Below are 15,878 nucleotides of genomic sequence, written 5' to 3' on the forward strand. Positions count from 1 at the left end.
CCTGGTCCGTCCTCGTCACACCCACGCGTCGGTGACGCGTCCTGCGGAGCAGCCCCACGTCGACACCCTGGGCGTCGACGCGGTCCCCACCGGCCTAGCCGTCTGCCACCCCGCCCGACGCGAGCGTATCGAACGCCGCGTCGAGCCCGGCGTCCACACTCCGGCGGGCCGGGTCCTCGTCGAACCACGTCAGGGTCTCGCGCATCCCCCGGGCGAGCGTGTACTCCTCGGCGAAGCCAGGCACGAGCCGGGCGAGCTTGGAGCGGTCGTACAGGACCGTGTGCCTGAAGTCCTCACCCAGGACCACGTCCATCCAGTCGACCACACGACCGATGTCCTCGCTCGACCTGTGCACGAGGACCGGAGAGGCACCCGCGGCGCGCGCGACCGTCTCGTGGACCTGGTCCCAGGTGACGAGCTCGGAGGAGGTGATGTGCACAGCCTCGCCGACCGCGTGCGGGTTCCCCAGCAGCGGGACGAAGGCACGGGCGAAGTCGTCGGCGTGCATGAGGTTCCACAGCGAGGTTCCGTCGCCGTGCACCACCACGGGGCGTCCGTCACGCATGCGCTCGACCGCGGTCCATCCCGCGAGCAGCGGCAGCGTCGTGCGGTCGTACACGTGCGAGGGGCGCACGATCGTCGCCGGGAAGCCCTCCTCGCGCTGGGCGTCCTCGACGGCCAGCTCGCACCGGATCTTCTGCGCCGGGTACTCGAAGCGCGGCGCGCGGCGCTGGGCGCCCTCCGTGATGGGCAGCACGGCTGCCGGGTGGGAGTACACCGAGCAGGTCGAGACGAGCACGTACTGGCTGACCCGCCCCGAGAACATCCTGATGTCCTGGGCGACGTCCTGCGGCGAGTAGGCGATGAAGTCGACCACGACGTCGAAGGACCGTCCGGCGAGCGCAGCCTCGAGGGACGCGGCGTCTCGGACGTCGGCGACCACGGTCGTGGCGCCCTCCGGGGCCGGCCGCGGGCGGTCGCTCCCCCGGGTGACGATCGTCAGGTCGTGACCGGCCGCGAGCGCGACCCGCGCGCAGGCGGAGCTGATGACGCCGGTGCCACCGAGGAACAGGACCATGAGACGGCTCACGAGAGGAGCCCTTCCGTGAGTGAGGAGCGCCGACCTGTGGCCAGCGACCTGCCGACCAGGTAGTCGTACGAGCGGGCGAGAGCACTGACCATGTCTCCTGCGGTGCGGTCGAGCTCGACGATGCAGCTCTCGAGCGCGGTGCAGGCGGCGATCGTGCTGTCGACGTGCACGGTGCCCTCGCCGAGCACCGTCATCTGGTCGTCCATCCCCTGCGCGGGGCCGTCCTTGACGTGCAGCAGCCGCACGCGGTCGCCGAGCCTGCGCACGAGCGCGGTCGCGTCAGCCCCGGCGACGGCCACCCAGTAAAGGTCGACCTCGAGGACCACGCGCGGGTCGAGGCAGTCGAGCAGCACGTCGTAGGCTGTGCGGCCGTCCCAGGCGTTCGTGAACTCGGCGAAGTGGTTGTGGTAGCCGATGGAGAGCCCCCGTTCACCCGCGCGCCGGGCAGCCTCGTTGACCCGCTCTGCGCCGCGCCTGATGTCGTCCTGGGTGGTGAGCTCTTCAGGTTCCAGGCTCCACACGAGCGTGCTCGTCCCGAGCTCGGCGTAGACGTCGAGGGTCCGTTCGCCCGCGTCGCCCACGGGGAAGTCGACGTGCGCGCTCCTCATCGACAGGCCGAGGTCGTCGAGCATGCCGGCGACCGACGCGGCGGGGTGGCCGTAGAGGGAGATCGGCTCGACCCCCTCGAACCCGATGTCGGCGATGCGTGCGAGCGTCCCGCGGAGGTCGCGGCCGGCGAGGGTGTGCACGGACCACAGCTGCGCGACCGCCGGGGCTGGAGACCAGGAGCTCGCCGCGGAGGGCTGGTCCGTCATCGGGCCCCTCCCCCAGCGGCGGGCCCGAGGCTGCGCCCGTTGCCGAGGGGGAACCGCGTCGACCACGTCTCGACGTCGGCGAGGTCCACGCCCCCGGCCCACAAGACCGCCTGCCGGACGACCTGACGGACGTACGGGCTGCCCCACGCACGCATGTCGTGGCCCAGCGCGACGTAGCAGACGCGTCCACGCCCGTGGTCCCGGACGTAGGCGACGGTGTGGCGGACCCCGTCGGGGTCGACGCGCTCGGCGAGGACCCGCACGTCCTCGCGCGTCTCGATGACGTAGAACTCGTCCTCCACCACGAAGTCGTCGAGGAACGCGGTCACCGGGTGCTCGCCCGTGAGCTCGACGGTGTACGTGCCCTCGGAGCCGTGGTCACCGTGCGAGACGTACCGCGACCCGAAGAGCTCGTGCGCGACGGCGTCGGCCTCGAGCCCTCCTGGCCCGTAGCCGAAGAGGTTGCTCGCGTGGAGCACCACCAGGCCTGCACCTGCGGCGACCCTGTCCGAGAGCGCCTGCTGCTGGGCGGGATCGAAGACGACACCAGAGCGGTAGAGCACGAGCACGTCGGCCTCCGAGGTCGGCGGGGTCGCGTCGACGAACCTGTCCAGGCCTACGGCGGCCTCCGCGACGACCCCTGCCTCGAGGACGGTGTCGCGCAGGGCGGTGGCCGCCCCGAGCAGGTCGTGGTGCACGTCGGTCCCGTCGACGACGACGAGGGCGCGCAACGGTCTGGTGATCTTCACAGCTCTCCTCCTGGTGCTCGGTGCTTCTTCTCGGGGGGTGGTGCCGGGGCCGCGGGGCCCCGGCACCGCAGCCGGCATCAGCCGACGTACGCCTCGGCGTACTCCGCCGCGATCTTGTCCCCGCCGTTCGACTTCCAGGTCGCGATCGCCCGCTCGAGGGCTGTCGCCGAGTCGCGGCCGAGGAACACCGACGTGATCGCGTCGGTGACCCCCTGCTCGAGAGACCCGCTCTTGGCGTTGGCGGTCTCTGAGTACAGGTGCTGGGCCGGGTTGTCCGTCAAGAACGGCACGACGGAGGTCTGCCACGTGTGGATCGCCTCGTCGACCCCGGGAGCGCCCTGCGGGTTGCACAGGATCTGAGGGGCGCCGGCGATGTAGGCGAACCCGAGGTCCTGCTCGCGCTGGCCCCGCTCGTTGAGCACGGGGACACCGTCGATGATCGAGTAGTTGTCTCCCTCTGCCCCGTAGGACTGGACGAAGGACTCCTTCGACCCGAACGGCGCCGAGAGCCAGTCCATCACCCGCAGGAACCGGTCGATCGTGGCCGCGTCGTCGGTCTTGCGCAGCATCGTCACGGCGTAGGCTCCGCCGCCCGTCCAGTAGACGGGGGTGCCGCCGTCCTTCTCGAAGCTGCGGGCCATGCCGAACTCGAGCTCGCGGTCGTCGGCGATGATGCCGAAGGCGCGGTTCCCGTCGTAGGTCATCGCCAGGCGCGAGGTCCGGAACAGCGAGTCGCGCTGCGTCTTGTCCATCGTCGCGGTGTCCGGGTGGAAGGAGCCAGCCTTGTACATCGAGGCCATGGCCTCGATCGCGGGGACGAAGCCCTCGTGCTCGTAGTGCGGCACGAAGGTGCCGTCCGACGTGCGGGTCCACTTGTTGGGCACCCCGAACACCTGCAGCACGAGCTCGGTGATCGGGCCGCCGAACGCGTACACCCCGGACCCCGAGTCGGTCAGCGCCGCGGCGGTCTCCTGGAGCTCCTCGAGCGACTGCGGGTGCTCGCTGACGCCCGCCTTCTCGAAGAGGTCCGTCTTGGTGTACAGCTGCCCGCCGAAGATCGGGTCCGACTTGGGGACCCCGTAGATGCGCCCGCCGAGGAAGGCGTTGCGCCAGGCCGACTCCTGCACGCCCGCGAGGTTCGGGTACTTCTTGACAGCGTCGCCGGCGAGGTGGTCGGACAGGTCGGTGAACTTCGCCTCGGCGAGCTGAGGCAGACGGGGCGTGTTCATGTACATGGGCAGGGACACGACCTCTGGGAGGTCGTCGCCGGCGACGAGTGCCGGGAACTTCGTGGGGAAGTCCGCGTAGGGCACCATGACGGGCTTGAGGTTGAGGTTGAGCTCTGCGTTGAGCGTCTGCCAGTACGCGTTCTCGGCGAGGGGCGGTGCGGGCTGCCCGTAGGTCATGACCAAGAACTGGAAGTCACCCCCGTCCCCGACCGTCCCCTCGACCGTCCGCGCACCGTCGAGCGGGAACGCCTTGTAGACGTCCATCACCCCGTCGGCGCTGCCGGGCAGGAAGGGAGTCGGCTTGGGCGGCTCGACGTAGGTGGGCATCGCCGCGAGCGGGAGCCCAGAGCCACCCGCCGCGCCCCCGCCGCCCGAGCAGGCTGACAGGACCGAACCGCCGAAGGCGAGCGCGGCGGCGCCGAGCAGACCTCCTCTGAGTACCGAGCGGCGTGACACGCCGTGCGTGTCGAGCCCGAATGCGGAACCACGGTGTTGCGTCATCGAATCTCTCCTGTGAGGTTGGGTCAGCCCTTGACGGCGCCGGTGAGCATGCCCTTGGACATGTGCTTGGTGAGGAAGGGGTAGGCGCAGAGGATCGGGAGCGTCGCGATGACGACCAAGGCCATCTGGATCGCCTGCTGGGGCGGGGGGACCGTGCCGGGGATGTGCTGGGCCGTCGACGAGACGTTGCCCTGCAGCACGAAGGACCGCATGAGCAGCTGGAGCGGCCACATGCTCGAGTCGTTGAGGTACAGCAGCGGGCCGAAGTAGTTGTTCCAGTACCCGACCGCGAGGAAGAGCCCGACGACGGCGATCGCCGCACGGGACAGAGGCAGCACGATCGCCCCGAGCACCCGCCACTCGCTGGCACCGTCGATCCGGGCGGCGTCGAAGAGCTCACCCGGGATCCCCTGGATGAAGCCACGGATGATGACGACGTTGAAGGCGCTGACCGCCCCCGGGATGATGAGCGCCCAGTACGTGTTGAGCATGCCGAGGTTCTTCACCATCAGGTAGACGGGGATCATGCCCGGTCCGAAGAGCAGCGTGACGAGCACGAAGGTGAGCAGGCCGCGCTGGAACAGTGATCCCTTGCGGGACAGCCCGTAGGCCGCGAGGACCGTGCACACGAGGCTGAACGCCGTGCCGACGGTCGTGATGCCGAGGCTGATGAGGATCGAGCGCGTGACCTGCGTGCCGTTGAAGATCTGCTGGTAGGCGTCGAAGGAGAGGCTCGCGGGCCACACCACGTAGCCACCGTTGGCGTCGATGTCGGCCTGGGTGGCCAACGAGGTCGAGACCACGACGACGAACGGGAAGATCACCACGAGGCAGATGAGCACGAGCGCGACGCCCCGCAGGGCGGTCGCTCCCGGGTTCGGCTTGCCGAGCCAGGCTGGACGGTCGACCGCGGTCATCGTTGGTACACCCCTTCTTCTCCGAGCTTGTGGGCGAGGCTGTTCGCGACGAGGACGAGGACGAGGCTGACGATCCCCTTGAGCAGGCCTGCTGCTGTGGCTGTCCCCCAGCTGCCGTCGACGACGCCGTTGAAGTAGACGTAGGTGTCGAGGACCTCGGCGGCACCCGGGCCGACGGCGTCGCGCTGGAGCAGGACCTGCTCGAAGCCGACCGTGAGCGAGTCGCCGAGCCGCAGGATGAGCATGAGCACGATGATCGGCCGCATGCCCGGCAGCGTGACGTGCCAGAACCTGCGGGTCGCGCCCGCACCGTCGATCGTCGCGGCCTCGTACTGGTGGATGTCGATCGCCGCGATGGCCGCGAGGAAGATGATCGTCCCCCAGCCGGCGTCCTTCCAGACCCCCTGGAAGGTCAGCAGCAGCTTGAAGGTGTCAGGGTTCGACATGATGTCGAGCGGCGTCACCCCGTGCGTGATGAGGAACCTGTTGAGGACGCCCGCACCGCCGAACATCTGCTGGAACAGCGCGACGATGATCACCCAGGAGAGGAAGTGCGGCAGGTAGACGACCGACTGCACGAACCGCTTCACGGACGAGCGCAGGACCGAGTGCAAGAACACGGCGAGGGCGATCGGCACGGGGAAGAACAGCAGGAGCTGGAGCGCCGTGATCTGCAGGGTGTTCCACAGGGCGTTCCAGAAGGCCCCGTCGCTGAAGAGGGTGCTGAAGTTGTCGAGGCCGACCCACTCCGAGTCACGGAATCCCAGGAACGGGACGTAGTCCATGAACGCGATCACGTTGCCCAGGAGGGGGATGTAGGTGAACAGCAGCAGCACGACGACGGCCGGCGCCACCATGACCAGGAGCGGGTAGTCACGACGCAGGCGCGTCAGGAAGGCGACGTGCCGCTTCTGCTGCTGGGGCGCCCCTGGGGAGCGCCGTGCTGTGCGACGACCTGTGCGTGTCGTCGCGGGAGCTTGATCGAGTGCCACGCTGCCCACTTTCTCGTCTGCTCGTCTGACCCACCACGCTGCGGACCAGACAAGACCACTAACTGCCGGGTAACGTACCACTAGAACCAAACGAGTGACAACGATCACGTGGATCGCGCATCTACGGCCTCCCGCGGCAGGCCGGTCGCGCCCCGCACCCGACGAGCGTCATGGAGACTCATGGACCTGTACAGCACCCTTCTGCCCCGCCCCGCGCACAGCGACACGCACGACGGGCACCTCGACCTCACGGGAGGGGTGGTCGTCCGCGCTGCCGGACCGCACGACCCTCGCCTGGTGCCCCGCGTCGCGCGTCGGTTGTCTGACCTCGGGATCCTCGTGCTGCCCGACGGTCCCGCAGCGCCACCCGGGACGGCGGTCACCGTCAGCGTCGTCGAGGGCACCCCTCGCGAGTGGTACAGGCTCACGGTCTCGGCAGCGGGGATCACCGTCGAGGCCTCCGACGAGCAGGGCGTCGGGCACGCGCTCACGACCTTCGCCCAGCTGCTGCCGACCGACGCGCTGCGCGTGGCGAGCCGTGACCGTGGCGCGTGGTCGGTCCCGTGCGGGAGCGTCGAGGACGCCCCGGTCCACGAGTGGCGCGGAGGGATGCTCGACGTCGCACGGCACTTCTTCCCCAAGCGCACCGTGCTGAGGTACATCGACCTGCTCGCGGAGCACCGCTTCAACAGGCTGCACCTGCACCTCACCGACGACCAGGGGTGGAGGATCGCGAGCGAGCGCTTCCCCCGGCTCGCGTCAGGCGCCTCCTGGCGGGCCTCGACACGGCTGGGCCCCGAGGGAGCGCACGACGACACCCCGCACGGCGGCTGCTACACGCTCGCCGACCTCACCGAGATCGCCGAGCACGGCAGGTCCCGCGGGGTCGTCGTCGTCCCCGAGATCGACGTCCCCGGGCACACGAGCGCGCTGCGGGCCGCCTACCCCGAGCTCGGCCAGGCGGGCGTCGACCACACCGTCCAGGACACCGTGTGGGCTGGCGGATCCTCGCTGAGCCCGACCGCGCCGGTCGTCGCGTTCCTGTCCCAGGTCCTCGACGAGCTGTGCGAGGCGATGGACCCGCCCTACGTCCACCTCGGCGGCGACGAGTGCGACATGTCCTGGTGGGAGCAGGACCCGGCGGTCGCCGCAGAGATGGCTGAGCACGGGTACACCCAGGCCCGTCAGATGCACGGCCACATGCTGCGCTCGCTCGCCGAGCACCTGCGCGGCCGCGGTGTGCGCGCGCTCGTCTGGGACGAGGGCTACGTGACCGGCGGGGTCCTCGACGACACGATCGTCATGGCCTGGCGCGGGGACGCCGCCGCGAGCCGCGCAGCCACGACGCACGACGTCGTCCGCTCCCCGCTCTTCCCGACCTACTTCAACTTCGACCAGTCCGACGACCCTGCCGAGCCGCGCTCCGAGGGCGGCCCGATCACCGTCGACGACGTCGCCGCCTTCGCCCCAGCACCGACCGGGTGGACCGCCGAGCAGCGCTCGCACGTGCTCGGCGGGCAGTTCCAGGTCTGGACCGAGTGGGTGCCGACCGAAGAACGCCTCGACTACCTCGTGTTCCCGAGGGCGGCCGTGCTCGCCGAGGTCCTGTGGTCGGGCACCCCCGACGACCCGCGCGACCTGCTCAGACGCCTTGAGCTGCACACCGGGCGCCTCGAGGCGCTCGGTGTGAGCTTCCGACCGCTCGCCGGGCCGCACCCGTGGCAGCAGGGGGGCACCGGGGTCTGGCGACGCACCTCGTCCGGGACCATCGAGGCCACACGCTCGTGGGTCGAGTCGATCTCCGAGGAGCCGTGAGGCACCCCTGCGGGTGACCGCCCGGCGGTGCCACCCGGCGGACCGACAGCCCTGCCGCTCGACCGGGCGGCAGGGCTGTCGGGCTGCAGGGCGCCACGGCGCAACGGCGCAACGGTCGCCTCAGGAGCGGTCGACGAGGTCCATGACCATGGTCGAGCCCCAGTCCTGGACCCGCGCCTCGGTGAACCCCGTCGCGAGGTAGAAGGCCCGGGCCCCGGGGTTGCCGCTGCCGACCCCCAGGTGGACACCGGGCACCCCGCGCGTCCGCAGCGCGTCGAGGAACCTCGTCATGAGACGTCGACCGTTGCCGCCCCCCTGGGCCTCGGGCAGCAGGTCGATGTGCAGGTGGGCCGGGAAGCGCTCGTAGAGCGGGTCGTGCTGAGGCCGTGCCCGGCGGATGTGCTGGACGCGTTCCCAGTCCTGCGACCCGTCGCCGGGATCTGCTGCGGGGTGGTCGGCGAGCTGCTCGCGCAGGGTCGGCCACCAGGAACGTTCCTGCCACTCTTCGAAACCGACGGTGTCTGCCGTGCCGACGACGTACCCCAGCACCCGGCCCCTGCCGGTCAGGACGAAGGTGAGGCCCGGGTCCGCGACCGGGTAGGGCCCCGCGTAGACGTGCGCGAGCAGGAACGGGTCGCTGTAGAGCCCCGTCGCGTCGGCTCCGGAGTCGCCGGTCCGCAGGCAGACGTCGTACATCCCTGGGAGGTCTGACGTCACGAACGGACGCAGCTGCGTGCCGCCGCTCATCGGGCGGCCGACACGGCGAGCAGGAACCAGCCGGAGTGCGGGATCCACTGCTCGGCCCACCGCCAGGACTCGCCGCTCTGCGCCGGGCCCTGCGGCATGAACGCGATGTCCCGCTCGTCGGTGAACCCGCTGGTGATGCCGTTGAGGATGCCCCCGGGGACGTTCTGGAAGGCCGTCGAGTACTCGACGTTGTTGAGTCCGCGGCCCTGGAGCATCGACGAGTCGAAAGGGTTGAGCCCGGTGACCCAGGCGAGCTGGTCGTCCGCCAGGCGCTGCAGGCGCCGGGCGAGCACCGGGTCGCACCCGGGCGCCTCGGCGGCCAGCGTGGCCGCGTAGGCGATCGACGAGATGTTCGCGTTCTCCCCCTGCCACCAGTAGCCCGTCTCGTTGTCGTGCGGGTAGAAGAACGCTGTCCGGGGCTCGGCGCCCGTGGGCTGGACGTACTGCCGGAAGTAGCCGAAGGGGTTGTCGACCTCGTCGACGCGGGTCACGAGGTCCTGCGCGAGGTCGAGGGCCGTGCGGCGTGCGGCGTCGACGACCTCTGGGTCGCCGCCGAGCACCTCTGCGAAGCGCAGCAGCGAGACGATCGGGAGACCAGACTCGGCCGCGTGGAAGAACGGGCGCCCTCCGGCGTCCCCGACCAGGTACCCGACGCCGTCGGGACCACCGCGACGACGGCCTCCGAGGGAGGCGGCACGACGGCAAGCCGCAGCCCTGGAGGGTCCGGCCGGGAGGCCGTGGTGCTCCGCGGCGGCGGTGAGCTCGACTGCTGCCAGGAGCGCGCAGTAGTCGTCGATGATCGACTCCGTGCCGTCGAAGAGGTAGTCGAGGTTGCGCTCCTCGAGGTGGTCGAACCCGCGCTGCGCGGCCCTGAGGTACTCCTCGCGGGTGTGGTCGCCGTCGGCGTCGAGGGTCGACGCCCTCGCCAGGGCCGCGATCGCGAGCCCGCCTCCGTGCCTGTACGCCGCCTGCCACCGCTGGGTCCGGACGCTGTCCTGCAGCGGTGCGGTGATGACACGCTCGTCGAGGTCCTTGGTCAGGGCGTCGAAGATCGCCGTGTAGAAGTAGCCCTCCTCGGACTGGAACCGCACGAGGAAGTCGGCGCCGAAGAGCGCCTCGTCGCGCAGCCGGTTGCCCTGGGCCGCCGCGACGGCGGGGTGGCGGTCAGCGAGCTCGTCACGAGCCGCCATCATCGCCCAGGCGCACAGCGGCATCTGCTGAGGGCTCATCATCCGGGTGTAGGTGAGGTGGCTGAGGAACTTGCTGAAGTCGCCCGAGGCGTCGAGCCACCCTCCACGTGCGTCCACCTCTGCTCCTGAGGTGTCGCCGTAGAAGCGCGCGTGCCGGTCTTTCCGGTCGATCTCGCCCGACGACCGGACAGCACGGAAGTAGGCGAGCAGGTCGGCGACAGTCTGGAGCTGCAGCCTGTGCTCACCGACGACGAAGGGTCGAGAACGCACCAGCCCGCGCTCCCCCGCCACGTCGACACGATAGGTCCCAGGCTCGGTGATCACGTCGAGCTCGAGTCGCCTGTAGCTCCCTGTCGTCCAGCCGTCGACGACCTGCGCCGGGCCGAGGTCCAGCGTCCCGACCGCGACGTCGTCCACGCCGTCGACCCGGACCACCATGGCCGGCCCGACGCTCACCTCGCCGACAGTCGCCACCACCACCGCCTTGGCTCCCGCGAGCCCGTAGCCCAGATGGTTCGTCAGGACGGTGACCGAGCCGGCCGGCCCTGTCGGCTCGTGCTCCCGACGGAGCCTGTCGTGGATGTCGCTCATCGTCATCACCTTCGCCGTAGTTCGCAGCCTCTGACACCTCTACCACTGCATACCAGAGAATACCTCAGAGACATCTCGACGTCGGCACCTGGCGAGCCTGGCTCGGTCGAGCCCGGCCGCCACGCCACCGCGCAGCCCACGACCGACCGACGTCCGCCTCCCCGCGCTTGTACAGTCGTCCGATCCGCTGCACGACGACGTCCAGAGAAGGATCACGCATGCCCGACGAGCCCTACGCCGACTATCTCCTCACCTACTTCACCGGCGAGGACCACGCCGGGGGTGAGCAGGTGAGGTTCGCCGTGAGCCGGGGCGGCGACCCGCTCCGCTGGGACACCCTGGCCGGCGGTGACGCCGTCCTCACCTCGGAGCTGGGCACGGGCGGTGCCCGCGACCCCTTCCTCGTGCGCAGGCCGTCGGGCGACGGGTTCTACCTCGTCGCCACAGACCTGCACATCCACCGCAGCCAGGACTGGATGGCCTGCCAGCGCACGGGCAGCCGGTCCCTCGTGGTGTGGGAGTCCCCCGACCTGGTCACCTGGAGCGAGCCCTGGCTCGCCGAGGTCGCCCCGCCGACGGCCGGGAACGTCTGGGCCCCCGAGGTCACCTGGCACGAGGAGACGTCGAGCTACGCGGTGTACTGGGCGTCGATGCTCTACCCGGCCGACGACCCGGAGCACGAGGGCGTCAGCTACAACCGCATGCTCATCGCCCGGACCACGGACTTCCGCGAGTTCACGCCCGCGCAGGTGTGGGTCGACCCCGGGCACTCGGTCATCGACTCGACGGTGATCGAGCACGACGGCACCTACTACAGGTTCAGCAAGGACGAGCGCGAGGCACCCACCCCCGGGCTCGACGGCAAGTCTGTGCTGCTCGAGCGCTCCGACGACCTGCTGAGCACCGGCTGGGAGTACGTCACGGGCGCGATCGGCATGTCGACCGACCCCGAGCTCGGCATCCGCCAGGGCGAGGGGCCCACCGTGACCAAGGCGCTCGACCGCGAGCGCTGGTACCTGTTCATCGACGAGTACGGCATGCGCGGCTACATCCCCTTCGAGACCGACGACCTCGACACCGGGACGTGGACCAAGAGCCCCGGCGCGGAGCTGCCCGTCGACCCGCGGCACGGCTCGATCGTGCCGATCACCGCGGCCGAGCGGGCGCGGCTCGTGGAGGCCTACGCGGTGTGAGGGTCGGCGGTGGGTGAGATACGGCGGGGTCTCGGGTGCCTCGCGGACGGCGGGGAGCGAGGGACCGCGGATCGCGGGTGCGCAGCGTCCTGGCCGAGGTGTGGGACGCCCGCCGGGCGGGTTGGCCTGGGACGTCCGGTCTGTCGGGTGAAAGCAGGGTAGCCCTCGTCATACTTCGTGTCGGCGCAGGTCAGGCTTCGTAGGATCGGCAGCCTCCCTGATCTCAGACCTCGAAGGACCCGCCGTGCCCACGAGCAGCGAGCGTCCGCGGTGGAGCAGACCGCCGCGGGTGCCGAGCCACCTCATCCCCAAGCCTGACGTGTACGGCGTCCTCGACGCCGGGAACGCCGTCACCGTCCTGCGCGCCCCGCAGGGGTACGGCAAGTCCGCGCACGTGAGCGAGTGGCTCGACCGCACGGGGCACCCGGCCGTGTGGATGACGGCGCGCCGCACCGAGGTGGCCGACGACTTCTGGGGTTCGCTGCTCGAGCTCTTGGTCCACGCGGGGGTCGCGCCCAGGACTGGCAGCGGCGCCGTGGCCCAGGAGGGCACCGGGGCTGCGGGTGGCACCAGGGCTGAGGGTCGCTCAGCCGTCGACGCGACCCCCGAGGCTGCGCCTGCGCCCGTGTCCCCCGCCGCCGCGGTGCGCGACGCGCTCGCGCGGTGGACCACGCCCTTCGTGCTGGTCGTCGACCACGTCGAGAAGGTCCGCGCAGCCCGCGTGGACGCCGACCTCGCCCGGATGGTGCGCGCCTCGCCGGCCGTGCGGCTGGTCCTCTGCAGCCACCTGTCGAGCGACCCCGAGCACCTGGCGCGCCTGGGCATGGACACGGCCTTCGTCGAGGGCCACTCCCTCGCCCTCACCCCGCGGGAGATCGCACGGCTCGCCGTCTCCCTCGACGCCGTGCTCGCCGACGGGGTCGTCCAGGGGCTGCACGACGACCTCTGGGGGTGGCCCGGTCTGGTGCGTGGTCTGCTCACGGCGTCGATCGGCACGGGCGAGGTGCCCCGGGCCGGCTGGGAGACCCTCGGGCCGTTGTTCGGCAACCGGTCGATCGACGGGTCTCCGGGCTCGCTCTTCGTCGTGGCCACGACCGTCGTCGACGAGCTCACGGTCGACCTCGCCCGGTCGCTCACCGGGAACGAGTCGGCCGAGGCGATCCTCGAGACCCTCGAGGCCAGCGGTCTCGCACGGTCCAGGCCAGGTCCCCAGGGGCGCGTCTGGACGTACATGCCGTTGCTGCGCTCGCTGTCGACCTCCGGGTGGCCGAAGATCAGCTCGCTCGTGACCGACGCGCACAGGCAGGCCTCGCGCGTCCTCGCCGACGACCCGGCCCGCGCCCTGCACCACGCCGTCGCCGCGCAGGACTGGGACCGGGTCGTGGAGGTCGTCGACTCCGGCTGGGTGCGGCTCGTGACGGACGCGCCGACAGCCCTCGGCGAGGCCCTCGAGCAGCTGCCCGCGGAACGCTTCCGGGCGATGCCGCGCCTCCTCATGGTCCGCGACGTGCTGCTCGGGTCACGCAACGACACGATCACCGCGCTGACCGTCCCCTGGCCCGAGCCCCACGAGGATCTCGACGAGTCGGCGCTGCGCGACGTGGTCGGGGTCGCCGTCGGGCAGATCATCGCGGACCGGCGTGCCCAGCGCTTCGAGGCCGCTGCGGAGACGGCCACCCGGATGGTCGACGCGCTGCGCGACGACCAGGGCCGGTACAGGCCTGGGACGGACGACGTCCTGCCCTTCCTGCTGCTGCACGCGGGCATCGCCCAGCTCGCCGCCGGCAGGCTCGACGCCGCGACCGACGACCTGCTCGCCTGCACCTGGGCCGGGACGGGCGGGGACCTCGAGCTGGTGGCCCGCACCGCGATCGAGACCGTGGCGCTGATCGACGCCGTCCGTGGCTCGAACCAGCGCGCCCACGAGCACCTGGCTGTCGGGGCGACCCTCGCCGAGGCTCCCGAGCACCTCGCGCTCACGATGGACCTCGCCGCCCCGGCCGCCCGGGCCTTCCTCGCGATCGACACCCTCGACCTCGACGCGGCCGAGCGGCACCTCGCAGACCTGCCGGCCCAGGGCACGGTCGAGCACCAGCGCCACGCCGCCTGGTACCTCGTCGACCTGGCGCGCGCGATGGTCTGCGCGCTCCGCGGGGACCCCGACGGCGCGCTCACCACCCTCGAGAACGCCATGTCTGCGGCGGGCCACCGCCTCGTGGTCCCGTCCTTGGCCCACACGGTCCTCACCTCGACCCTCGCCCGGGTGCTCGCGTGCAGCGGCAACCCGACCCGGGCGACCAACCTCACCGTCGAGCACCCTGGGCTGCGCGGGGACGCCGCCCTGCGGTCCAGGCTCGTCCTCGACGCGGGGGACGCCGTCGGAGCCGTCGAGATCTGCACCACCGCGCTCTGGCGCGAGGCACCGAGCCCCCGCGAACGCGTCACCGTGCTGCTCGTCGACATGGAGGCCCGCGACGTCCTCGGCGACGCAGACGGTGCGCGCTCGGCGCTGCGCCGCGCCGTCCAGACCTCCGGACCAGAGATGCTCCACCCCTATGCACTGACCGACCGCGCGCTGCTCGAGAGGGTCGCCGCGCAGGTGCCCGAGGCCGCGGAGGTCATGGAGCGGCTGCGGGCGGCGGCCGTCCCGGCGCGTGTCGCGCAGCGCGTGCCCGTCGTCGAGCTCTCCGAGCGTGAGGTCGCCGTGCTCCACGAGCTCGCGACGGGTGCACCTGTCGACCTGGTCGCCCAGCAGCTCTTCGTGTCGGTCAACACCGTGAAGAGCCAGCTGCGCTCGCTCTACCGCAAGCTCGGCGTGACGAGCCGCGGCGCGGCCCTCGCCGAGGGCGCCAGGCTGGGGTTCCTCGGTCAGGACCGGGCTGGGGACGCGTAGGACGAGGACCGCGCGGAGCCGCGGGCGACCGGCGGGTCTCGGTGCGGGCCCTCTCCTCGGGCAGAGGGCTAGGTCCTCGGGCGACGTCGCAGTCCTCGGGTGACGCCTCAGCCGTCGCGGTGCGCGTCCCACCAGTCGAGGACCCGGATGCCGTGGAGCGTGAGCCACCTCGACGGCTCCCCGGCCGGCACGTCGACCTCGAACCACACCCGTCCGGGGTGACGGCGCTCCTGGGTCCACGTCCCGTCGGGCTGGCGCGCGGCCCGGACCACCTCGACGGCCTCGGCGAGGCGCGGGTCGGGCGGCACGGCATCGTGCAGCGACGCCGAGCGGACGTGGTCGAGGGCGTTGAGCACGCTGTAGAAGGACCTGAACGGGTACGCGAAGCGGGTCACCCACGGAGCGATCGGCTCCCCAGTCGAGAGCCTGCGCAGCAGGTGCCGCTCGAGCAGGTACTCCTCCCCGGCGTGCCGGACCGCCCGCAGCGAGGCCATGAGCTCCGGGGGCGTCCCTGGGACGGCTGCCTTCTCGTAGCCCAGCAGACCCTTGACGGCGTTGAGCGTCGAGTGCACGGAGGACCGCGTGGCCCCGTCGACCCACTCGCAGTTCCAGCCGCCGTCGGCCAGCTGGTGCTCGACGAACCACCGGGCGATCCCCGAGACGTCGGCCCCGAGCCACGCGCCGTTCTCGAGGGTGAAGGCGTTGATGCACACGTCGACCTCGCCGCCCCAGTACGGCAGGTCGTCGTACTCCCAACGGCACACGGCGTCGAGACGCTCAGCCGTCCCGGCGAGGACGTCGGGGTCGAGGCCCCACTCGCGCAGCGACACGAGGGACCAGGTGGTCGCGGTCCACGGCTGCCCGGCGCCCGGGGCCGTCTCAGGTCCCTGGACGTCGAAGCCCGCCGGGAAGAACGCACCCCCGGCCCAGCGTCCGTCGTCGTCCTGGACCGCGAGCAGCCGCGCGCCGAAGCCCTCGGTCGCGACGCGCGCCCGCGTGGGTTCCCACACGGCCGGAGGCGCACCGGCGAGGTCGCGCTCGACCTGCCAGCGCAGGGCGGGGTCGGAGTCGAGCAGCCACGGCAGGAGGTCGTCGTCGATCGCCATGCGGGCGACGCTACCCCTCGGCCGTCGCCCCGACGAGGGGGCGGGTGGAG

At 71.4% G+C, this 15,878-nt stretch carries 12 protein-coding genes; 3 read left to right on the top strand and 9 right to left on the bottom strand.

The window, feature by feature from the left end; translation table 11 throughout:
- Positions 1-94 precede the first annotated feature (94 nt).
- The 6 genes from SANBI_RS17905 to SANBI_RS17930 all read right to left on the bottom strand — a co-directional run bounded on the left by SANBI_RS17905 (position 95) and on the right by SANBI_RS17930 (position 6,293).
- Entirely contained in the window at positions 95-1,090 is a 996-nt protein-coding gene (locus SANBI_RS17905) for an NAD-dependent epimerase/dehydratase family protein (RefSeq protein ID WP_319157475.1), read from the bottom strand.
- Positions 1,087-1,905 (bottom strand): sugar phosphate isomerase/epimerase family protein, encoded by an 819-nt coding sequence (locus tag SANBI_RS17910; protein WP_319157477.1) that lies wholly within the window; start codon positions 1,903-1,905, stop codon positions 1,087-1,089. The genes SANBI_RS17905 and SANBI_RS17910 overlap by 4 nt, the downstream gene beginning before the upstream one ends.
- Entirely contained in the window at positions 1,902-2,654 is a 753-nt protein-coding gene (locus SANBI_RS17915) for a ThuA domain-containing protein (RefSeq protein ID WP_319157478.1), read from the bottom strand. Before SANBI_RS17915 ends, SANBI_RS17910 begins: the two co-directional genes overlap by 4 nt.
- A gap of 77 nt (positions 2,655-2,731) precedes the next feature.
- On the bottom strand, positions 2,732-4,384 hold the full coding sequence (locus SANBI_RS17920; protein ID WP_319157480.1) for a type 2 periplasmic-binding domain-containing protein: 1,653 nt from the start codon (positions 4,382-4,384) through the stop codon (positions 2,732-2,734).
- 23 nt (positions 4,385-4,407) lie between these two features.
- Entirely contained in the window at positions 4,408-5,301 is an 894-nt protein-coding gene (locus tag SANBI_RS17925) for a carbohydrate ABC transporter permease (protein WP_319157482.1), read from the bottom strand.
- On the bottom strand, positions 5,298-6,293 hold the full coding sequence (locus tag SANBI_RS17930) for an ABC transporter permease (RefSeq protein WP_319157484.1): 996 nt from the start codon (positions 6,291-6,293) through the stop codon (positions 5,298-5,300). The genes SANBI_RS17925 and SANBI_RS17930 overlap by 4 nt, the downstream gene beginning before the upstream one ends.
- Before the next feature lie 180 nt (positions 6,294-6,473).
- Here SANBI_RS17930 and SANBI_RS17935 point away from each other — a divergent pair, with 180 nt between their 5' ends.
- Complete coding sequence (locus tag SANBI_RS17935; protein ID WP_319157486.1) at positions 6,474-8,108, top strand: beta-N-acetylhexosaminidase; 1,635 nt, start codon at positions 6,474-6,476, stop codon at positions 8,106-8,108.
- A gap of 120 nt (positions 8,109-8,228) precedes the next feature.
- On the opposite strand, the gene SANBI_RS17940 is transcribed toward SANBI_RS17935, so the two are convergent.
- Positions 8,229-8,825, bottom strand: coding sequence for a GNAT family N-acetyltransferase (locus tag SANBI_RS17940; protein ID WP_319157488.1), 597 nt, complete (start codon positions 8,823-8,825; stop codon positions 8,229-8,231).
- A 26-nt stretch (positions 8,826-8,851) separates the two neighbouring features.
- The gene (locus tag SANBI_RS17945) at positions 8,852-10,636 is read right to left on the bottom strand and encodes a glycoside hydrolase family 9 protein (protein ID WP_319157490.1); all 1,785 of its coding nucleotides are present in this window, start codon (positions 10,634-10,636) and stop codon (positions 8,852-8,854) included.
- Positions 10,637-10,854: 218 nt separating this feature from the next.
- On the opposite strand from SANBI_RS17945, the gene SANBI_RS17950 reads away from it, so the two are divergent.
- Both SANBI_RS17950 and SANBI_RS17955 read left to right on the top strand, forming a co-directional pair.
- Positions 10,855-11,829: a glycoside hydrolase family 43 protein gene (locus SANBI_RS17950; RefSeq protein WP_319157492.1), complete on the top strand. Its 975-nt coding sequence runs from the start codon at positions 10,855-10,857 to the stop codon at positions 11,827-11,829.
- Between the two features lie 244 nt (positions 11,830-12,073).
- Entirely contained in the window at positions 12,074-14,722 is a 2,649-nt protein-coding gene (locus tag SANBI_RS17955) for a LuxR C-terminal-related transcriptional regulator (protein ID WP_319157494.1), read from the top strand.
- Between the two features lie 107 nt (positions 14,723-14,829).
- Here the strand turns inward: SANBI_RS17955 and SANBI_RS17960 are convergent, their stop codons facing one another.
- On the bottom strand, positions 14,830-15,828 hold the full coding sequence (locus SANBI_RS17960) for a squalene cyclase (protein ID WP_319157496.1): 999 nt from the start codon (positions 15,826-15,828) through the stop codon (positions 14,830-14,832).
- Positions 15,829-15,878: the final 50 nt, after the last annotated feature.

Source organism: Sanguibacter biliveldensis (assembly GCF_033798665.1).
Lineage (GTDB): Bacteria > Actinomycetota > Actinomycetes > Actinomycetales > Cellulomonadaceae > Sanguibacter > Sanguibacter inulinus.

Bases quoted from the DNA above. Each gene is read 5' to 3' on its own strand.
- SANBI_RS17910 (WP_319157477.1), bottom strand. From the start codon at position 1,905: ATGACGGACCAGCCCTCCGCGGCGAGCTCCTGGTCTCCAGCCCCGGCG.
- SANBI_RS17920 (WP_319157480.1), bottom strand. From the start codon at position 4,384: ATGACGCAACACCGTGGTTCCGCATTCGGGCTCGACACGCACGGCGTG.
- SANBI_RS17925 (WP_319157482.1), bottom strand. From the start codon at position 5,301: ATGACCGCGGTCGACCGTCCAGCCTGGCTCGGCAAGCCGAACCCGGGA.
- SANBI_RS17935 (WP_319157486.1), top strand. From the start codon at position 6,474: ATGGACCTGTACAGCACCCTTCTGCCCCGCCCCGCGCACAGCGACACG.
- SANBI_RS17945 (WP_319157490.1), bottom strand. From the start codon at position 10,636: ATGAGCGACATCCACGACAGGCTCCGTCGGGAGCACGAGCCGACAGGG.
- SANBI_RS17950 (WP_319157492.1), top strand. From the start codon at position 10,855: ATGCCCGACGAGCCCTACGCCGACTATCTCCTCACCTACTTCACCGGC.
- SANBI_RS17960 (WP_319157496.1), bottom strand. From the start codon at position 15,828: ATGGCGATCGACGACGACCTCCTGCCGTGGCTGCTCGACTCCGACCCC.